14 protein-coding genes and 1 pseudogene are annotated in these 14222 nt (G+C 59.4%); 7 read left to right on the forward strand and 8 right to left on the reverse strand.

Translation table 11 applies throughout. The annotated features are described in order from the left end of the window. Nucleotides 1-12: 12 nt before the first annotated feature. The 4 genes from RS887_RS03905 to ltrA all read right to left on the reverse strand — a co-directional run bounded on the left by RS887_RS03905 (nucleotide 13) and on the right by ltrA (nucleotide 3666). Complete coding sequence (locus tag RS887_RS03905) at nucleotides 13-555, reverse strand: DUF2937 family protein (protein ID WP_322614442.1); 543 nt, start codon at nucleotides 553-555, stop codon at nucleotides 13-15. 11 nt (nucleotides 556-566) lie between these two features. Next, on the reverse strand, nucleotides 567-1343 hold the full coding sequence (locus RS887_RS03910; protein ID WP_322614443.1) for a class II glutamine amidotransferase: 777 nt from the start codon (nucleotides 1341-1343) through the stop codon (nucleotides 567-569). A gap of 32 nt (nucleotides 1344-1375) precedes the next feature. After that, on the reverse strand, nucleotides 1376-1873 hold the full coding sequence (locus tag RS887_RS03915; RefSeq protein WP_322614444.1) for an MFS transporter: 498 nt from the start codon (nucleotides 1871-1873) through the stop codon (nucleotides 1376-1378). A 95-nt stretch (nucleotides 1874-1968) separates the two neighbouring features. Further along, nucleotides 1969-3666, reverse strand: coding sequence for a group II intron reverse transcriptase/maturase (gene ltrA, locus RS887_RS03920; RefSeq protein WP_322614445.1), 1698 nt, complete (start codon nucleotides 3664-3666; stop codon nucleotides 1969-1971). A gap of 1270 nt (nucleotides 3667-4936) precedes the next feature. Between ltrA and RS887_RS03930 the strand changes: the two genes are divergently transcribed. Both RS887_RS03930 and RS887_RS03935 read left to right on the forward strand, forming a co-directional pair. Continuing rightward, on the forward strand, nucleotides 4937-6991 hold the full coding sequence (locus RS887_RS03930; protein ID WP_322614446.1) for a S9 family peptidase: 2055 nt from the start codon (nucleotides 4937-4939) through the stop codon (nucleotides 6989-6991). 214 nt (nucleotides 6992-7205) lie between these two features. Then, nucleotides 7206-7679: a cyclic nucleotide-binding domain-containing protein gene (locus RS887_RS03935; protein WP_322614447.1), complete on the forward strand. Its 474-nt coding sequence runs from the start codon at nucleotides 7206-7208 to the stop codon at nucleotides 7677-7679. On the opposite strand, the gene RS887_RS03940 is transcribed toward RS887_RS03935, so the two are convergent. After that, the gene (locus tag RS887_RS03940) at nucleotides 7676-7966 is read right to left on the reverse strand and encodes a hypothetical protein (RefSeq protein ID WP_322614448.1); all 291 of its coding nucleotides are present in this window, start codon (nucleotides 7964-7966) and stop codon (nucleotides 7676-7678) included. The two genes, RS887_RS03935 and RS887_RS03940, sit on opposite strands and share 4 nt — an antisense overlap. A 96-nt stretch (nucleotides 7967-8062) precedes the next feature. Here RS887_RS03940 and RS887_RS03945 point away from each other — a divergent pair, with 96 nt between their 5' ends. The 4 genes and pseudogenes from RS887_RS03945 (at nucleotide 8063) to RS887_RS03960 (ending at nucleotide 10282) form a co-directional block, all read left to right on the forward strand. Continuing rightward, the gene (locus RS887_RS03945; RefSeq protein ID WP_322614449.1) at nucleotides 8063-8749 is read left to right on the forward strand and encodes a hypothetical protein; all 687 of its coding nucleotides are present in this window, start codon (nucleotides 8063-8065) and stop codon (nucleotides 8747-8749) included. Nucleotides 8750-8798: 49 nt separating this feature from the next. Beyond that, nucleotides 8799-9164: pseudogene (locus RS887_RS03950) on the forward strand (YajD family HNH nuclease); the annotation flags it as partial. Nucleotides 9165-9368: 204 nt separating this feature from the next. Continuing rightward, entirely contained in the window at nucleotides 9369-9839 is a 471-nt protein-coding gene (locus tag RS887_RS03955; RefSeq protein ID WP_043302150.1) for an RNA methyltransferase, read from the forward strand. An 80-nt stretch (nucleotides 9840-9919) separates the two neighbouring features. Next, the gene (locus RS887_RS03960) at nucleotides 9920-10282 is read left to right on the forward strand and encodes a DUF2892 domain-containing protein (protein WP_322614450.1); all 363 of its coding nucleotides are present in this window, start codon (nucleotides 9920-9922) and stop codon (nucleotides 10280-10282) included. A gap of 110 nt (nucleotides 10283-10392) precedes the next feature. Here the strand turns inward: RS887_RS03960 and RS887_RS03965 are convergent, their stop codons facing one another. Together RS887_RS03965 and RS887_RS03970 are read right to left on the reverse strand one after the other, a co-directional pair. Further along, nucleotides 10393-11622 carry a hypothetical protein gene (locus RS887_RS03965; RefSeq protein ID WP_322614451.1) on the reverse strand — a complete coding sequence of 410 codons (1230 nt, stop codon included), beginning with the start codon at nucleotides 11620-11622 and terminating at the stop codon, nucleotides 10393-10395. A 156-nt stretch (nucleotides 11623-11778) separates the two neighbouring features. Beyond that, nucleotides 11779-12228: a YcgN family cysteine cluster protein gene (locus RS887_RS03970; RefSeq protein WP_008015986.1), complete on the reverse strand. Its 450-nt coding sequence runs from the start codon at nucleotides 12226-12228 to the stop codon at nucleotides 11779-11781. A gap of 279 nt (nucleotides 12229-12507) precedes the next feature. On the opposite strand from RS887_RS03970, the gene RS887_RS03975 reads away from it, so the two are divergent. Then, nucleotides 12508-13101 carry a nitroreductase family protein gene (locus tag RS887_RS03975; protein WP_322614452.1) on the forward strand — a complete coding sequence of 198 codons (594 nt, stop codon included), beginning with the start codon at nucleotides 12508-12510 and terminating at the stop codon, nucleotides 13099-13101. A 117-nt stretch (nucleotides 13102-13218) separates the two neighbouring features. On the opposite strand, the gene RS887_RS03980 is transcribed toward RS887_RS03975, so the two are convergent. Then, the gene (locus tag RS887_RS03980; RefSeq protein ID WP_322614453.1) at nucleotides 13219-14151 is read right to left on the reverse strand and encodes a D-2-hydroxyacid dehydrogenase; all 933 of its coding nucleotides are present in this window, start codon (nucleotides 14149-14151) and stop codon (nucleotides 13219-13221) included. Between the last annotated feature and the right edge of the window lie 71 nt (nucleotides 14152-14222).

Below are 14222 nucleotides of genomic sequence, written 5' to 3' on the forward strand. Positions count from 1 at the left end.
CGTTTGACGGTGTTACAAGCCGCGCAAATCCCGCTCTTCGATCGGCCGGCTCTGGCGCAGACGCTTGCCGCCCAGCACCACCCAGTCAATCAACCGGAACAGGCATTCCAGGCCAAACGACAGCAGCAAGGCGCCGCTCATGCCCCAGATCATCGCTTCGGGCGTCAGCAGGATCTGGTAGCTGTAGCCATTCCAGGTTTCCTTGCGGATGTCCGGATCAGCCGCCAGCACCACTTGCAGGAAGCGGATGTACCACGGTCCTTGCATCGCCTGGAATTGCTTGTCCAGTGCCAGTTGGCGGGTCAGCAGGTTGTTCAGGCTGTCGGCGTCGCTGCGAAAGATCGGGTCATCACTGGCGCGGTAATGGGTCACCAGGGCCTGCATGTCACCTTTGAAGAACTGATTGGCGGTGTTCTGAAAGCCGCTCAACCCGGCTTGCGCCTCGATCAGATGGGCTTCGACCCGCTTGGCGTAATCGCCGATGAAGCCCGGCACCTGGACACCGATCAACAGGCCCGCCGCAAACAACACCAGCCGTAGATAACTGAGCAACATGCAAGGAGTCCTTATTCGGTCGTGCCCTGACTGACGCATTCGCCGCGTCGCCACAGGCTCCATTGACCCGGTTCGTAACGGGTCCAGGTTTCGTTTTCGGTCAGGGGCTCGGTGGCGATGACGGTGACCACATCGTCAGGGGTGGTTTCGGCCTGAAAATCGACGATCACGTCGACATCTTTCAAGCGTGCCGGGCCAAAGGGTGCACGACGGGTGATCTGCGCCAGCTTGGTCGAGCAATAGCAGAACAGCCAGTCGCCGTCGCTGAGCAGGCAGTTGAACACACCTTTGCTGCGGTATTCGGCGCAAGCGGCCACCAGATCCGGCAGCAACGCTTCGACCTCGACCGGTTCGGGGAACGCCGCACGCACGCGGTTGAGCAAATCGCAGAACGCCGCTTCGCTGTCGGTATCACCCACGGGGCGATAGAAACTGGCTGCCGGCTGAAAGTCCGCCAACTGGCCATTATGGGCGAAACACCAGTTGCGTCCCCACAGCTCACGCACGAACGGATGGGTGTTGGACAGGCAGACCTTGCCGACGTTGGCCTGGCGGATGTGCCCGATCACCACTTCGCTCTTGATCGGATAGCGCTGCACCAGGTTCGCGACTTCCGACTCGCAGCTTGCCGCCGGGTCCTGGAACAGCCGCAGCCCACGGCCTTCATAGAAGGCAATGCCCCAACCATCGCGGTGTGGACCGGTGCGTCCGCCGCGCTGCATCAGCCCGGTGAAACTGAACACGATATCGGTCGGGACATTGGCACTCATGCCCAATAACTCACACATGCTCGGACTCTCGCTCAATCGCAGGGGCAAGGTTACAAACGGGGTTCGACTCGCATCCGCTGAGGATTGCTCGGCACGGGTGGACGACCGTAACGATCATCGCCGGCACCGCCGAACGGTTGATCATCCTCAGGCTCGTCGGCACGGACGGCGGCTTTGGCGACAGCCTCACGCTCCTTGCGGGCGTTGGAGGCGCGTTCGATGGGGAAACGGATCGCCACCAGCACCAGATAGAGGCCGAACGCGATCATGCCGTACATGAACAGATCGGAAATCGCCCGCCAGGCGTTGTTGCCGACCTTGAACAGCAGGTCGAGTGCAGTAATGGCGACGGCCGGTGCGACTTTTTCCTTGACCGGATCGATGATGGTCGGGCTGAACAGCAACACGGCCATCGCCAGCCGCAGCGGCTCACGCAGCCAACGCCACATCCAGCGGGTCAAGCGCATCCACACCAACAGGCAGCCCAAAGCGGCAAAGGCGTAGAGGCCCCAAGCGATCAGATAGTCGTTCTCGGTCATGGTGTCCATGGCAAGGCAGGCAAGTCGGGTAGAGACAGGCCATTACTGGCCTGCCTCCCCCTAAGAACCGTACGTGCGCCTTTCAACGCATACGGCTCAAGTCTTTAGAAAGCCCCTTGCGGAGCCGGTTTGTTCACTGTCAATCCACGGCTGTGAAGCTGTTGGTGACAAATAGGATGCAATAGTACCCGGTTATCTAGGGTGTCTCTACCGCCAAGAGTGCGGTGGATAATGTGATGGTCATGCCATCCCGTTTCCTTCGTAATCGGTTGTTTGCACATCAGACACAGTCCTTTCTGGCTTTGATAGAGACAGAGAATCTGTTTGCGATACTTCAGCTTTTTCAGCATCTGTGCCGTCCGCAGCTTCTCGCCCATTTCTTCCATGGAAGGGTCGAAGGGGTTGTACTCCCCACTAACCTTCCTGTGTCGTTCGATCGGTGTACTCGCAAGCGAATACAGAGCGACCTCCTTTTTCGTCCCGTTTTCCTCCAACATCGTGGTGGCAAACACCCAACTTCTGTTTCCTTGAGTTCGGAAATACTTCTTCCCGATCCATTGCAGTGACTTGTTCGGGTGCCGCCGCTTTGCCCAACGCCATAGAGCATAAAACAACACATTATCCATGCGGCTGTAGGCCTGCTTGGCTACTACAGGCTGGTGATACAGCGCCCAGCCTTTCAAGATGGGATTGAGCAATCGAATCAAATACTCCTGCTTCGCCATCTTGTTGGCGTCGATGACCTCCTTCACCTTGTGATAGAACGCCTTGACGTTCTTCTTACTCGGTTTGATCAGAAGCTTCCCGTCGTACTTACGGAAATTCCAACCCAGAAAGTCGAAGCCTTGATCGGTATGGACGATATGTGTTTTCTCAGGGGATAACTGCAACCCGCGTACTGCCAGGAATTGCTCCACCCAAGGTCTGATTTCGCTTTCCAGTACCTCTTTCGAGTTTCCAGTAATCACAAAATCATCCGCATACCGCACCACGTTGATCTTCAGCTTTCTGGCCCTTGTCACGCCCAGATACTGCTTGAGCTGTGTTTCCAGACCATCGAGCGCCATATTTGCCAAGGTAGGCGAGATAATCCCGCCTTGTGGCGTACCAGCATCCGTTGCCTGTAGCTGGCCTTTATGGATCACGCCAGCCTTCAACCATTTCCGAAGAATCGCTTTGTCCGTAGGGACGTTGGCGAGCATCCAGTCATGATTAATGTGATCAAAGCAGCCTTGTATGTCCGCCTCCAGTATCCATTGGGCCGAAACCTTCTTGGACAGGCAAACAAACAACTGTCCCATCGCATCCGCTGTAGAGCGTTCGATCCTGAAGCCGTAGCTGTTCGGATCGCCCTTGGTTTCTGCAATGGGTGCCAGAGCTAGCAAATACAGCGCCTGCATAGCCCTGTCAGTCATGGTTGGGATACCCAAAGGGCGTTCCTTCCCATTCGACTTCGGAATGAACACACGCCGTAAAGGTCGTGGCTTATATCCGTGACGCTTCAACCCATTTGCCGCTATCCATTTTGCGTCGGGTGTATCCCAGAGCACGCGGTCGACTCCCGCCGTGCGCTTACCCTGGTTTTCAGTGACTCGTCGTACGGCCAAGTATCTGGCCGATCGAGAGCGGGTCAGCATCCGTTGCAGGGCTTTCACCCTGCGCCATTTGCCTTCCCGACAAGCCTTCGCAATCCGCACCTGCATTGCCCGAACATTCCGCTGAACACGACACCAATCGATGTCATGCCATTGTTGCGGAGTGCCAGAAAGCGCAGGCACGGCCATTTGGCTGTGCTCTATCATGCTGCCTTCCTCTCAAGTTTCCCCGAGTAGAAGACGTACGCATCCCCTGACGGGAATGGACGCTCCCGTCAGGGTTGGATTAGTAGGAGACCCAATACTGCGGGTCTCTAAGATCATTGAGACAGGTTCAGTCAGAGTTCATGCGACGAAAGACCACGCAGAAGTCTGCCCGGTTTCCCGTGAGGTAATGTCCCAACCCCTATCCGAGCCATTACAGCCCGGCTTTCGCTTTCTCTGCGATCCCATACCCGCACAGCCAACAGATCCCCTTGCGGTTCACCTGCCCGAAGGCGGCCATACGGGCTTACCACGTTCCCTGCCTGTCACACGATTGGTTTAGGGCCTGCCTTTTCACCGATGGTCCTATGACGACGTACCTCAAGCCTCTACAGAGGTATCCGACCACGTGCCTTTTGGCTCAAGCCTGACAGCAGTTTTGGCTTGTTCATAATTACGGCGTTTATCAGCAGTTCACTTACGTTACCCATGCCAACCAGCCTAGCGTCTCAACCCGGCACTGCTCCGAGTATCTATGCTTTACCTCGCGGCAAAAGCACACCCTGACGGGGACTACATTGTGAGAAGAGCTTCACACCTCACCGTTACCAGTGACGCATGTCTTCCTAGGCTATCGTTGGTCGCACAACGAGTCCGCTGTCACCTTGCGAGCAAGGTAGATGGACAATGACAGACAGAGCTTTCGCTCATGTCTCCGGTTTGATGTGAGCAGGGACTGCCGAGGCAGCATGCCCAAAGAAATTGTTACCTCCTGTTTCAAAAGCAGGAGGGAACCCCAGCGGGGATTCTCTCCCGCATGGGTTTAGCCCTGAACAGGGCTGATGTGTAGTAGGCACTCCAGTACCGAAAAATCTGGTACTGCGGTCGAGCTACCGAGCGCTAATCGACCTTGAGTTTGCCACCGCCGCTGCGGCAAGTCCTTGAAGGCATTGGACTTCTGGGAGGGTTTTGTTTCTTGGGGTTGGGTACCCAAGCTCTTGGCTTCCTTTCGGAAGCCCTTCAAGATGACTCTACACCTCGAAGTCTTGGAGACACGCTACGCGTGTCGCACAGAGGCGCTTATGATAACGGCTTTTCGCCCATCAGGCTGCATCAATGCCTGACTGTTGGACGTTGTCCATGTGGGAGCGGGCTTGCTCGCGAATGCGGCTTATCATTCAAACATGATATTGACTGACTCAACGCCTTCGCGAGCAAGCCCGCTCCCACAGGTTGCCAAGCCCCTATTCCGTACACTGTTCGAGAGCCCTTCATGCCCCTATCCGCCAACACTTGCGACGCCCCGATTGCCCACAAGGCTGATGGCTCCGATCCGTATGCCTGGCTGCAAGAGCGCGACACCGACGCAGTGCTCGACTACCTGAAAGCCGAAAACCGCTATCAGCAAGCGCAGACTGCCGACCAGGCCGGGCTGCGCGAAACCCTGTTCGAGGAGATCAAGGGGCGGATTCTCGAGACCGATTTGTCCCTGCCCTCGCCGTGGGGACCGTATCTGTACTACACCCGCACCATGGCGGGCGATGAGTACGCCCGACACTACCGCTGCCCGCGCCCGGCCGATGACAGCCTGACCCTCGACGAAAGCCGCGAACAACTGCTGCTGGACCCGAACGAACTGGCCAATGGCGGCTTCTTTTCCCTGGGCGCGTTCAGCATCAGCCCGGATCATCAGCGCCTGGCCTACAGCGTCGACTCCAGTGGTGACGAAATTTACACGCTGTTCGTGAAGGAACTGTCCGACGGCCGCATCAGCGAGCTGGAATTCCAGGACTGTGACGGCAGCATGACCTGGGCCAACGACAGCCTGACGCTGTTCTTTGGCGAACTGGACGACACCCATCGCCCGCACAAGCTGTATCGCTACCGACTGGACGGCACGGCGGCCGAAGAAGTGTTCCATGAGCCGGACGGTCGCTTCTTCATGCATTGCTACCGTTCAAGCTCCGAGCAGCAGTTGCTGCTGTCCGTAGGCAGCAAGACCACCAGCGAAGTCTGGGTCCTCGATGCCTCCCAGCCCCAGCAGGCGTTCACCTGCCTGGCACCACGGGTCGAGGATCATGAATACGACGTCGACCACGGTGCGCTCGACGGTCAATGGACCTGGTTCATTCGCAGCAACCGTGACGGTATCAATTTCGCCTTGTACACGGCCGTCGATACCGGCGCCGCGCCGACCGAAGCCGACTGGCAGAACCTGATCCCCCACAGCGACACAGTGATGATCGACGGCATCAGCCTGAACACCGGGGCCATGACCCTGAGCCTGCGGGTCGGCGGCTTGCCGGTCATTGAAGTTCACCCGCAGGGCCTGGCGCCTTATCGCGTGCAACTGCCGGATGCGGCCTATAGCCTGCATGTGCAAAACAGCCTGGAATTCGAAAGCGAGCGGATTCGCCTGCGCTACGAAGCGTTGAACCGCCCGGCGCAAATCCGCCAACTGGACCTGGCCTCTGGCGAGCAGAAAGTCCTCAAGCAAACCCCGGTGCTCGGCCCGTTCGATGCCGACGACTACGTCAGCCAGCGCCTGTGGGCCACCGCGCCGGACGGTACGCAAGTGCCCATCAGCCTGGTGATCAAGCGCACAGACCTGGGCAAACCCGTGCCGCTGTACCTCTACGGCTATGGCGCCTATGGCGAAAGCCTCGACCCATGGTTCTCCCATGCGCGCCTGAGCCTGCTGGATCGCGGCATGGCGTTTGCCATTGCCCACGTGCGTGGCGGCGGCGAACTGGGGGAAGCCTGGTATCGCGCCGGCAAGCAGGAGCACAAGCACAACACCTTCAGCGACTTTATCGCCTGCGCCGAGCACCTGATCGCCCAAGGCTTTACCACTGCACCGCAGTTGGCGATCAGTGGCGGCAGCGCCGGTGGCTTGCTGATCGGCGCGGTGCTCAATCAACGGCCCGAACTGTTTGGCGCCGCCATCGCCGAGGTGCCGTTCGTCGACGTACTCAACACCATGCTCGACCCTGATCTGCCATTGACCGTGACGGAGTACGACGAGTGGGGCAACCCTGAGGAGCCGGGCGTCCATGATCGGATCAAGGCTTACGCCCCCTATGAAAATGTCACCGCGCAAGCTTATCCGGCGACCCTGGTGATCGCCGGTTACAACGACAGCCGTGTGCAGTATTGGGAAGCAGCCAAGTGGGTGGCGAAACTGCGCGCGACCAAAACCGACAGCCATCCACTACTGCTCAAGACTGAACTGGGTGCAGGGCATGGCGGGATGAGCGGTCGATATCAGGGATTGCGTGACGTAGCACTCGAATATGCATTTTTGTTCAAGGTTTTGGGCATTGCCTGAGGAACCTGAGCCGATGAACCGGTCTTAATTCCACACACTGGTAGCCGATACAACACAAAACCCATGTGGGAGCGGGCTTGCTCGCGAAGAGGCCGAAACATTCAGCAGAGATATTGACTGACACACCGCCTTCGCGAGCAAGCCCGCTCCCACAGGGGATTTGCGGTAATTTCAAATACGAGTCAGCAACAATCACAAAAAAGACCGTGACGACATGTCTGAATCAACCTTTCTGAACAACGAAATTCGCGACTGGCTGATGGATTGCGGCCTGTTCAATCAACTGCAGCCGGCGGACTTCGCCGCGGCTTCGGGCTACTTCAGTATCAGCACCATTGCCCAGGGCGAAGAGATCTTCCAGGAGGGCGATGCCGGAAGTTTCATGTGCATCATCCATACCGGTCAGGTGGCGGTGCAGAAAACCACCGCTGACGGCCAGCGAGTCACCATCGCCACGTTGCGCAGCGGCCGCTCGTTCGGTGAAATGGCCGTGCTCGACGGCGAACGGCGCTCGGCCAGTTGCGTGGCCGCAAGCAACTGCCAGTTGCTCAACCTGGGCAAGGACTCGCTGGAAAAGATGCTCAACGACGCACCGAAAATCGCCGCCAAGGTCATCCGCGCCCTCGCCGTGTCCCTTTCCAAACGCCTGCGCATGGCCGACGGTCAACTGCTTTCGCAGCAGGTCTAGCCGCCCGGCGATTTGACTTTCGGTGGATTGGGCTCCAGGCCCGGTATCGGCTGGTCCTTGGTCGGCGGGCTCGGCATTTCAATCGGCACCAATGGCGGACCGCTACTGCCGGGGCCGACTTTAGGCAAAGGCACCGGGCTGATTTGCGGGTATGGCGTGGGCGTCGCGGTGCCGGGCGAACCGGGCATCGGCGCGGGGCTTACGGGAATCGATTGCAACTGTTGAGCCTGCACTGCAGTTATCGAGAGCGCAGCCAGGGTAATGGCCGTTAGAATAGTGCGCTTCATCAATGGCTCCGTTGGCCTTGTCGTCATAAACAGGCTACTCCCAACTGCGTCTGTTTGCCCTCCCCCTGTGCAGCCAATTTTCTTCAAGTGAGCCCCATGAAACGTTTCGTTCTGCTGGACACCACCCCCATTCCTGAAAACGGCGGTGCCCTGTGCCTGTTCGAATACGGCGAGGATTTCGTCATCAAGATCCAGGGTGGCGATGGCGGACAATTGATGAACACGCGCATGCATGGCTCCGAAGATGCCCTGGCCGAGATCCCGTGTCGCAAGGTCGCCGGTCGACCGGACTCACGGGTACTCATCGGCGGCCTGGGCATGGGGTTCACACTCGCTTCGGCGCTCAAGCACCTGGGCAAAACCGCCGAAGTGGTGGTCGCCGAACTGGTGCCCGGCGTCGTTGAGTGGAACCGTGGACCGCTGGGCGAGAAGGCCGGTAATCCACTGCTCGACCCGCGGACAGTGATTCGCATGGAAGACGTGGCCAAAGTCCTGCAAGCCGAACCCCTGGGCTTCGATGCCATCATGCTCGACGTCGACAACGGCCCCGAAGGCCTGACCCAGAAAGCCAACAGCTGGCTGTACTCGGCCGGCGGACTGAGCGCCTGCGCCAAGGCCCTGAGACCCAAAGGTGTGCTGGCCGTCTGGTCGGCCAGTGCCGACCGGCAGTTTTCCGACAAACTGAAGAAGGCCGGTTTCAAGGCCGAGGAAGTGCAGGTCTTCGCCCATGGCAACAAGGGCACCCGCCACACCATCTGGATTGCCGAGAAGCTCAAGGGCTGAGCTAAACTTCGCTTAATACCGTCATTAGTCTTTCTACAAAGGTGAACCCATGAGTTCGTCCACCCCGACCAACACGTCCAAGCTGGATCGCATCCTCGCCGACAACCAGCGCGACAAGGAAATGGGCTACCGCGACAAGGCCCTGAAGATGTACCCGCACGTCTGTGGCCGTTGCGCCCGTGAGTTTTCCGGCAAGCGCCTGAGCGAACTAACGGTGCACCATCGCGACCACAATCACGACAACAACCCGCAGGACGGCTCGAACTGGGAGTTGTTGTGCCTGTACTGCCACGATAACGAACACTCGCGGTATACCGACCAGCAGTATTTCGACGAAGGCTCCCTCAGCACGCCGAAAATCGCCAAGGCCACGCATAATCCGTTTGCGGCGTTGGCGGGATTGATGAAAAAGAAGACTGAAAATCTTCAGTGCCTGAACTGGCCTCATCGCGAGCAAGCTCGCTCCCACATTGTTCTTCGTCCGTCAGGACACCTCGATCAACTGTGGGAGCGAGCTTGCTCGCGATAGCAATAGTCCTGACACCACAGATCTCCAACCTGAGCACCCCTCCCCCAATCCCCGTATAATCGCGCTTTTTTCCCGAAAGGCACCCCGCTCGTGGCAGACAAACGGTACAGCTGCATTGGTTTGTATAACCCCAAGTCACCGGAAAACGTAGGTTCCGTGATGCGAGCCGCTGGCTGTTATGGCGTGGCGTCGGTGTTCTACACCGGCAAGCGCTATGAGCGCGCCGCCGACTTCGTCACCGATACCAAGCGCGTGCACTACGACATCCCGCTGATCGGCATCGACGACCTGAAGAAAATCCTGCCCCTCAATTGTGTGCCCGTCGCCGTTGAACTGGTCGAAGGCGCTCGCCCGTTGCCGGAATACACCCACCCGGATCGCGCGATCTACATTTTCGGCCCGGAAGACGGATCGCTGGACAAAGAGATTCGCGACTGGTGTGAAGACGTGGTCTACATTCCGACCACCGGTTGCATGAACCTGGCCGCCACGGTCAACGTCGTGCTCTACGACCGCATGGCCAAGGGGCTCAATACCCGCTCCGGGCCAAAATTCCGCTGAATCGCCGCACATCCGATTGAACGAGCTGCCTGCCCGGGCAGTCAGCTTATCTATCGATCACTGAAGCCTGGAGACAGACCATGAGCGAACTCAAACCCGTCGAGCGTATCGAATCCACCCCGTTCCAGAGCCCCTCCGGGCAGAACGTGCAGGGCTGGGAGCGCATCGGCTCCCTGGCCGGCGGCGTGGTGATGGTGGGCAAGGGCCTGCGTCGTGGCGGGGTCTTTGGCCTGGTCCAGGTGGCCATCGGCGGCGTGGCCCTGGCGCGCGGCATTACCGGCCACAGTTCGGCGAAAAGCCTGCTGGAGAAAAGCCGTCAGGACATGAACAACGTGCGGGCGAAAATCCAGCGGGCGGGTGAAGAACTGAGCCAGTTGAAGGCCAACGCCGAGGCGGCGAACAAAACCGCCAGCGTTACCGACAAGCCTAAAGCCGGGGTTTGATCCGGGAATTTCGCTGAGGCAACCGGCCTCTTCGCGAGCAAGCCCGCTCCCACACTGGTTTTGTGTACAACGCGGACCAATGTGTGCGGGCTTGCTCGCGAATGGCGGTGTTACTGAATCAACTCGGTACTCAGTACTTTTGAAGAACCACCGATCACGCTCTCGCTGAGCTGAACAAACGCTGTGGTATCGATATCCCCTTGCCGCATCGCCCCGCGCAACACGTCGTCCAGCGAACGCTTGTTATGGGTTTTCAGGCGAATTTCGCGATCCAGCTCCTGCAGCAACACCACGGCCCTGGCCAGCTGCGCCGGGTTGATCCGCTCACTGCGCAGCGTAGTGACTTTCTGGCTTATCCTGACCAGTTTGCCGTGCAGGTTCTCGTAGCGTTCATCGCTCATGCCGCCGGCCCGGCGCACCAGTTCGATAGCGTAATACTCGGCAAAGCCTTCACTGATCCAGTCACTGCGCTGCGTGCCGTTGATCCGCCCGAACATCTGGGCCAACTCACGGACCAGGGCACTGGTGCCACTTTCGCTGACCAACGGCAGGTGACTGTTGAGATAGATCGATTCGTGCGCCGACTGACTGCCGCGCCACATTGAATCATTGGCCCCGACGATCAGCAATTTGCCAGGGTGACGCGGATACAGCGCCTGCACTTGCGGCCAGACGAAAGTCAGCAGCGTCAGCACATCCATACGACGCATACCCTGCCCCAGTGGCGAGGCGACGGTGACTTCCGTCTCGCCCAGACGAGTACGGCGGCTGCCAAGCTGGCCGGCGAGCATCCAGCCTGTGGGCCGGTCGAACAGCCGGGAAGGGTTATCGATACGGAATTTGTTCTGACCGATGCGTGGCCACGCGGTTTCAACGCTTTTCCAGCCAGCGGGCAGTTCGAATTCAAGGCGTGAAACCAGTTCGATGCCGTCCTGTTGGTCGAGTCTGGCCGCCGGTACCAGATCTTCGCCGCGCATCAACGCCCAGTTTGGCGTCATGCGCGTGTCGAAGCTGCCGCTCTTGCGCCCGTGGCTGATACTCACGCGGTAGGTCAGGCTGGCCTTGTCAGCCGTCGGGCGCCAGACACCTCGCGCCGCTTTGCCGGGGGTCAGTTGCCATTGGCCGTCAGCCTTGAAATCGCTGTAGCGGCTGCCGTCGCCGAGGTCGAAATCCAGGCTGCGCACTGCCGAACCCTGGGCGAGCGTCAGGCGTACTTCGGCCTGATCGCTCTGCGGCAACAGGTGCACGTGATAATCCAGATTGACCTTGTTCGCCGCCCATACGGGCGAATTCACGGCCAGAAATCCAACGACCCACGCCCGCCGCCATCCCCCAGCCATACACACTCCTGATGTGGCGAGCGAGCTTGCTCGCGCTGGGCCGCATCGCGGCCCCAAATCCTGGTTATCACTGGCGACTTTTTGAGTGCTAAGCACTGGTGCGCCAGCCCGGTCAAGCGGGAGCAAGCTCCCTCGCCACAAAAAAAGCGATGAGCATTAACCCGCTCGGAAAATCAGGTGATCTTCCCAATCGTCTTCCGGCACGCTGCCTTCGGCGAGCATGCGCCCGGACTGGGAAATCCGCTCGTGATGCACGGCATCGCGATCACCGCACACCAGGTGATGCCACAACGGCAGGTCCTTGCCTTCGCTGACCAGGCGATAGCCGCAGGTCGGCGGGAGCCATTTGAATTCGTCGGCCTTGCCCGGCGTAAGCTGGATACAGTCCGGCACGGAGTCACGGCGGTTTGGATAGTCCGTACACTGGCAGGTTTTCAGGTCCAGCAATTTGCAGGCGATACGCGTGTAATAGACGCTGTTGTCGTCTTCGTCTTCAAGCTTTTGCAGGCAGCACAATCCACAGCCGTCGCACAGCGACTCCCATTCCTCCTGATCGAGTTGATCGAGGGTTTTGCGTATCCAGAACGGTTCTACTTTGGCGGCCATGGTTCGAGCATCGACATCAGGTGGTGAAAAGGCCGCCAGTCTAGTGCCCGAAGCCCCTTGGGCCAAGCATTGGCGACTGTCGGTAGAACGGGCTTGTCAGTTTTTGCGTTGCCAAGTAGCTTTGCCAATCGCAAGGAGCCCTACCCGCGTGCCATTAACGCTCAACCGCGTTGCATTACGGTGAACTGCCACGGCTCCCGAAAAACCTCACGGCCCGGCTCAACTGCGCCCACAGGTTTCGGACAACCCTCACTTTCAAACGTAGCAAGGAATCTCTTGATGAGTGCCAACCCACGCGTTGCCGATTACGCCATTCACCCTCAGTTCACCGATCGCTGGTCGCCCCGCGCCTTTACCGGCGAAACGATTCCAGAGGAAACCCTGCTGAGCTTCTTCGAAGCCGCCCGCTGGGCACCTTCGGCCTACAACTCGCAGCCCTGGCGCTTTCTCTACGCACGTCGCGACACGCCGAACTGGGAGCGTTACCTGGGCCTGCTGAACGAATTCAACCGCAGTTGGGCGCAACATGCGTCGGCCCTGGTGATCGTGATTTCGAAAACCACCTTCACCGCGCCAGGCGCCACCGAAGAAACCCCAGCCCTGTGGCACACCTTCGACACCGGTTCCGCCTGGGGCCACCTGGCCTTGCAAGCGAGCCTGAGCGGCTGGCACACCCACGGCATGGCCGGCTTCGATCAGGAACTGACCCGCAAGGCGCTGAACATTCCTGAAGGTTATGCCCTGCACGCCGCCGTCGCGGTGGGCAAGCTGGGGGACAAGGCGAGCCTGGCGGACTACCTGCAAGCCCGTGAAGAACCCAGCCCGCGTCGTCCATTGAGCGAGTTGGCGGCTGAAGGTGACTTCACCCTGTAAGCCACACTGCCAGTGTCTGTAGGAGCGAGCTTGCTCGCGAAGGAGTGTCAGCTACCTTGGTGTCGACTGACACACCATCGCGAGCAAGCTCGCTCCTACAGCCAGGCAAGCGGCGAATCAATACCCGCGGTCGAAGTCCACTTCCCCGCGCAACGCTTCTCCCGCCTGATACGCCCGCAGGTTTTCGACAAACAGCTTCACCATCATCGATGGCGAAGTCGGTGCCGAACTGTGGCCGGTCAGCAGCAGGCCCCAGGCCGTCCAGAATGGATGACGCTGGGGCAATGGTTCCTGACGGCACACGTCAATCACCGCACCCGCCAGATGCCCTTCCTTCAAGGCCTCCACCAGATCCGCATCGACCACCGCCACACCGCGCCCGGCGTTGATGAACAACCCGGTCGGCTTGAATTGCCTGAACAGCGCCGCGTCGTAGATATCGTGGGTGTCCGGCGTGTTCGGCAGCAGATTGACCACGTAATCGACCTCACCGACCAGCCGCGGCAGATCCGCCAGTGAACCGACTTCGATAAACGGCGCCTGCTCCCGCGCGCTGCTGGCAACGCCATACAACTCGACGCCAAACGGCACGAGGAACTGAGCGACACTTTGACCGATATCACCGGTGCCGACGATCAACACCTTGCGCCCCGCCAGGCTCTGACCATGGCGACTGTCCCACTTGCGCTCGACCTGGCTGACCAGTCGCGCCAGCACTTCACGTTCGTGACCGAGCATATAGGTGAGCACGTACTCGGCCATGACCTGGCCGAAGATGCCGACTGCACGGGTCAACCGATAGTGCCGCGGCAAGCCATCGGCCAGCAGCGGCGTGATGCCCGCCCAGGTCGATTGCAGCCATTGCGGTTGATGGCCCTGGCGTAACAGGGTCGCCAGCAAATCAGGCTGGCCGAGCCACACCGGGCAATCGGCGGCCTGACTGGCCAGTTCGGCGGAGTCACCGCTGGTCAGCACCTCCAGATCCGGTGCCGCCTCGCGCAACAGTTGGGCGTACACGGGGTGGTCGTGTTCAGCAATCAGGACGCGCATGCTTCAAACCTTTCAAAAACGGTGCAGACGGCCGCCGACAGAGCGGTGCTCCGTCGATGCTGCCATCGCTA

This window comes from Pseudomonas sp. BIC9C, assembly GCF_034541995.1.
Lineage (GTDB): Bacteria > Pseudomonadota > Gammaproteobacteria > Pseudomonadales > Pseudomonadaceae > Aquipseudomonas > Aquipseudomonas fluorescens_CC.

Bases quoted from the DNA above. Each gene is read 5' to 3' on its own strand.
- RS887_RS03935 (WP_322614447.1), top strand. From the start codon at position 7,206: ATGTCTGAATCAACCTTTCTGAACAACGAAATTCGCGACTGGCTGATG.
- RS887_RS03965 (WP_322614451.1), bottom strand. From the start codon at position 11,622: ATGGCTGGGGGATGGCGGCGGGCGTGGGTCGTTGGATTTCTGGCCGTG.
- RS887_RS03910 (WP_322614443.1), bottom strand. From the start codon at position 1,343: ATGTGTGAGTTATTGGGCATGAGTGCCAATGTCCCGACCGATATCGTG.
- RS887_RS03940 (WP_322614448.1), bottom strand. From the start codon at position 7,966: ATGAAGCGCACTATTCTAACGGCCATTACCCTGGCTGCGCTCTCGATA.
- RS887_RS03930 (WP_322614446.1), top strand. From the start codon at position 4,937: ATGCCCCTATCCGCCAACACTTGCGACGCCCCGATTGCCCACAAGGCT.
- RS887_RS03970 (WP_008015986.1), bottom strand. From the start codon at position 12,228: ATGGCCGCCAAAGTAGAACCGTTCTGGATACGCAAAACCCTCGATCAA.
- RS887_RS03975 (WP_322614452.1), top strand. From the start codon at position 12,508: ATGAGTGCCAACCCACGCGTTGCCGATTACGCCATTCACCCTCAGTTC.
- RS887_RS03945 (WP_322614449.1), top strand. From the start codon at position 8,063: ATGAAACGTTTCGTTCTGCTGGACACCACCCCCATTCCTGAAAACGGC.
- ltrA (WP_322614445.1), bottom strand. From the start codon at position 3,666: ATGATAGAGCACAGCCAAATGGCCGTGCCTGCGCTTTCTGGCACTCCG.
- RS887_RS03915 (WP_322614444.1), bottom strand. From the start codon at position 1,873: ATGGACACCATGACCGAGAACGACTATCTGATCGCTTGGGGCCTCTAC.
- RS887_RS03960 (WP_322614450.1), top strand. From the start codon at position 9,920: ATGAGCGAACTCAAACCCGTCGAGCGTATCGAATCCACCCCGTTCCAG.
- RS887_RS03980 (WP_322614453.1), bottom strand. From the start codon at position 14,151: ATGCGCGTCCTGATTGCTGAACACGACCACCCCGTGTACGCCCAACTG.
- RS887_RS03905 (WP_322614442.1), bottom strand. From the start codon at position 555: ATGTTGCTCAGTTATCTACGGCTGGTGTTGTTTGCGGCGGGCCTGTTG.